The 3,653-nt window shown below is 66.8% G+C and carries 5 protein-coding genes; all 5 read left to right on the top strand.

From position 1 onward, the window contains the following. Positions 1-126: 126 nt before the first annotated feature. The 5 genes from Q4I23_RS31345 to rpsT all read left to right on the top strand — a co-directional run bounded on the left by Q4I23_RS31345 (position 127) and on the right by rpsT (position 3,002). On the top strand, positions 127-261 hold the full coding sequence (locus Q4I23_RS31345; RefSeq protein WP_498528807.1) for a hypothetical protein: 135 nt from the start codon (positions 127-129) through the stop codon (positions 259-261). Positions 262-360: 99 nt separating this feature from the next. Then, the gene (mutM, locus tag Q4I23_RS31350; protein ID WP_498528808.1) at positions 361-1,203 is read left to right on the top strand and encodes a bifunctional DNA-formamidopyrimidine glycosylase/DNA-(apurinic or apyrimidinic site) lyase; all 843 of its coding nucleotides are present in this window, start codon (positions 361-363) and stop codon (positions 1,201-1,203) included. Positions 1,204-1,217: 14 nt separating this feature from the next. After that, positions 1,218-1,712 carry a hypothetical protein gene (locus Q4I23_RS31355; RefSeq protein ID WP_498528809.1) on the top strand — a complete coding sequence of 165 codons (495 nt, stop codon included), beginning with the start codon at positions 1,218-1,220 and terminating at the stop codon, positions 1,710-1,712. Positions 1,713-1,791: 79 nt separating this feature from the next. Then, positions 1,792-2,568 (top strand): enoyl-CoA hydratase, encoded by a 777-nt coding sequence (locus Q4I23_RS31360; RefSeq protein WP_237904642.1) that lies wholly within the window; start codon positions 1,792-1,794, stop codon positions 2,566-2,568. 173 nt (positions 2,569-2,741) lie between these two features. Further along, complete coding sequence (rpsT, locus tag Q4I23_RS31365) at positions 2,742-3,002, top strand: 30S ribosomal protein S20 (protein ID WP_014238814.1); 261 nt, start codon at positions 2,742-2,744, stop codon at positions 3,000-3,002. Positions 3,003-3,653: the final 651 nt, after the last annotated feature.

Raw genomic sequence — 3,653 nt, forward strand, 5'->3', positions numbered from 1 at the left:
GTTATAGTCTCGTGGGCTCGGAGATGTGTATAAGAGACAGCCTCCTGCACCGGCCCGGCTCATCTGGCCGGGGCGCTGGGGGTGCCGGTGTGGATCGTACTTCCGCACGCGCCGGATTGGCGTTGGTTGATGGGGAGGGAGGACAGCCCCTGGTATCCCACTGCCCGCCTGTTCCGCCAGACGCGCGTCGGCGACTGGTCCGGCCCGGCGGCGGCGATGGCGCGCGCCCTGCGGGGGCTGGTGGACGGCTCGGAGGGCTGAGGGCGCCATCCATTCGCCGCCACGGGTGCCCGCTCCCCGACGAGCGTCAATCGGTGCCCCTTGCGTCAACCGGCGCTTCCCACCATCCTCCTTGCCATCATGCCCGAACTTCCCGAAGTCGAAACCGTCTGCCGTGGCCTCGCCCCACATCTGGAGGGGCGGACTCTCGTCCAGGTGCTCCAGCGCCGCGCCAACCTGCGCGTTCCCTTTCCAGACGGCTTCTGCGAGCGGCTGACCGGGCGCCGCGTCGAGTCGGTGCGCCGCCGTGCCAAGTACATCCTGGTCCATCTCGACGACGGGACGGTGCTGATCGCCCATCTCGGCATGTCGGGCCGCATGATCATCGCGCCGGAGCGGCCCGCCGCCTGGGGCGCCCACGACCATATCGTGCTGGAGACCGACGCCGGGACGGTGGTGACCTTCAACGACGCCCGCCGCTTCGGCCTGATGGACCTCGCCACGGCGGAGACGCTCGCCGAGCATCCGCTGCTGCGCGCGTTGGGGCCGGAGCCGCTGGGCAACGCCTTCTCCGGGCCGGTGCTGGCCGCGCGGCTGGCCGGACGGATGACCAGCATCAAGGCCGCCCTGCTGGACCAGAGCGTGGTCGCCGGGCTCGGCAACATCTACGTGTCGGAGGCGCTGTTCCTCGCCCGCCTCAGCCCCACGCGCATCGCCGCCACGGTGACCGGCGCCAAGGCGGAGCGGCTGGCCACGGCGATCCGCGCGGTGCTGGAGCGGGCCATCGCCGCGGGAGGGTCGTCCTTGCGCGACTACCGGCAGGCGTCGGGGGAACTCGGCTATTTCCAGCACCAGTTCTCGGTCTACGACCGCGAGGGCGCGCCCTGTCCGGGCTGCAGCTGCGACGTGGCGAAGACGGGGGGCATCCGCCGGATCGTCCAGGCGGGCCGTTCGACTTTCTATTGTCCGCAACGCCAGCGTTGATATAGGTGGAAGGTATGACGGCTCCATCGGCCACCGCGAGGGCGACGCTCGCCGCCCTCCTCCTCCTCGCCGGCCCCGCCCTTGCGGGTCTGGCCGGGGTTCCATTGCCCGCAACCTCGTCCGCCTGGGCCGCCGACTCTGCCCGCGCCGACTCTGCCCGCTACGTCGAAGGCATGGGGGACGTGCCGGTCATGCCAGGCCTCACCCCCGCCGAGGAGGCGCCGCTGGTCTTCGACAAGCCCGCCGGACGCATCGCGCAGTCCGTCATGGCGGGCGCCATGGACCGGAACGCGGTCCTGTCCTTCTACAACCAGACCATGCCGCAGCTCGGCTGGAGCCGCGCCCCGCAACGGGCGGGCGGAAGCGCCAGTTTCCTGCGGGAGGGCGAGGAGCTGCGCCTGGAATTCGTCGAGCCGGCCCCCACCACCGACGTGAGGGCCACCACCGCGAGGGCCACCGTCCGGAAGGCGGCGGCCACGGTGGTCCGCTTCTCGCTGATACCGCGCTGATCCTCCAAACGAGACCAAGAGCAAACCAGAAGCACCCCCGCCCGGAGCGAGGGGGCAAACCACGGGAGCCTGCTGCATCATGCCGTACGAAACCATTCTCGTCGAAACCCGCGGACCGGTCGGGCTCGTCACGCTGAACCGGCCCAAGGCGCTGAACGCGCTGTCCGACCTGCTGGTGACCGAGCTGGGCCAGGCGCTGGACGCGCTGGAGGCCGACGACTCCGTCGGCGCCATCGTGGTCACGGGTTCGGAGAAGGCCTTCGCCGCCGGCGCCGACATCAAGGAGATGCAGAACTTCTCCTACATGGACGTCTACAAGGCCAACTTCATCACCGCCAAGTGGGAGCGGCTGGCCAAGTGCCGCAAGCCGACCATCGCCGCGGTCGCCGGCTACGCGCTGGGCGGCGGCTGCGAGCTGGCGATGATGGCCGACTTCATCCTGGCCGCCGACACCGCCAAGTTCGGCCAGCCGGAGATCACCATCGGCACCATCCCCGGCGCCGGCGGCACGCAGCGCCTGACCCGCTTCGTCGGCAAGTCCAAGGCCATGGAGATGTGCCTGACCGGCCGCCTGATGGACGCCGCCGAGGCCGAGCGCGCCGGCCTCGTCAGCCGCATCGTGCCGGCGGTGGATCTGGTGGACGAGGCGGTGCGGGTTGCCGAGAAGATCGCCAAGCTCTCGCGCCCGGTCGTTATGATGGCCAAGGACGCCGTCAACGCCGCCTATGAGACCACCATGTCGGAAGGCATCCGGGTCGAGCGCCGAATCTTCCACGCCACCTTCGCCGTCGAAGACCAGAAGGAAGGCATGGCCGCCTTTGCCGAGAAGCGTCAGCCGGATTGGAAGCATCGCTGACATCCCCCGACTCCTCCCCCGTATCTAGCGGGGGAGGACCAGAAATCCGTCAAGATCTCGTAATCTTTCCTTTGCCGAAAAACAGTGTTGGACGGTGCCTTGACTCTCATTCGGCTGGAGCGTATAAGGCCCCCTCGCACTGGGACAGGCGTGTCGTCCGGAGTAGGGTTTTCATGGCCAATCATAAGTCTGCTGAAAAGCGCATTCGTCAAACCGCGCGTCGTACGGAGATCAACCGTAACCGCGTCAGCCGTATCCGCACCTTCGTGAAGAAGGTCGAGACGGCGATCTCGTCCGGCAACAAGGCTGAAGCCGCTGAGGCTTTCAAGGCCGCGCAGCCGGAAATGATGCGTGGAGCCTCCAAGGGCGTTCTGCACAAGAACACCGTGTCGCGCAAGCTGTCGCGCCTGTCGGCCCGCATCAAGGCTCTCTGAGTTTACTCGGCGTTATAAAGCCGCGCACCAGGTCTGGGCGCGGCTTTTTGCGTTTTTGATAAGTACAGTCTCCGTTCTTTCCGAGTCCTCCGGCAGAACTCCGGTGGGGTAGGGGATCGCGGCTGTTGGATGGCGAGTCGCCTCCGGCGGTCCTGGTCTTTGGCAAAGGCAGGGGCGGGTTTCGGAAACGCTGCGTGATTTTTGCCGCAGTCCGGACCGTTCGCTTTCTGTCCTATTGCCACGGCGAGGGCGGCTGATTAGACTTTCCTTCCGTTGGGAATGACGCACCGATGTCGTCTTTGACGTCACGCGCCGTTCGCTGAGGGACGGAGACGTTCAAAGCCGCGGGCAAGGTTGCGGGACGCTCAAGAAGCTCGACTCGACCCGTTGCTCCTGGAGCGATGCTTTTCTTAAAACTCGACGTGGCAAAGGCGGAGTCCAACTTCGCCAAAGGGATAGTATTGCCGTCCAGTTGGGAGGCATCCACCGTTGGAGTCTTCAGGAGAGGAACGTTTTGAAGGCGCGGGACCTAAGTTAAGGGGCCTAGGTTAAGAGGTCTGGGTTCAGTCGGGCGGGATGGTGCCCCCTGCGGCGCGGGGCCGTCCGGGGGGCTGTCTCTTATACACATCTCCGAGCCCACGAGACTATAAC

This window comes from Azospirillum sp. UFLA03-27, from assembly GCF_059803775.1.

Excerpts from the sequence above, each read along its gene's own strand:
- rpsT (WP_014238814.1), top strand. The coding sequence starts at position 2,742 with ATGGCCAATCATAAGTCTGCTGAAAAGCGCATTCGTCAAACCGCGCGT.
- Q4I23_RS31360 (WP_237904642.1), top strand. The coding sequence starts at position 1,792 with ATGCCGTACGAAACCATTCTCGTCGAAACCCGCGGACCGGTCGGGCTC.
- Q4I23_RS31355 (WP_498528809.1), top strand. The coding sequence starts at position 1,218 with ATGACGGCTCCATCGGCCACCGCGAGGGCGACGCTCGCCGCCCTCCTC.
- mutM (WP_498528808.1), top strand. The coding sequence starts at position 361 with ATGCCCGAACTTCCCGAAGTCGAAACCGTCTGCCGTGGCCTCGCCCCA.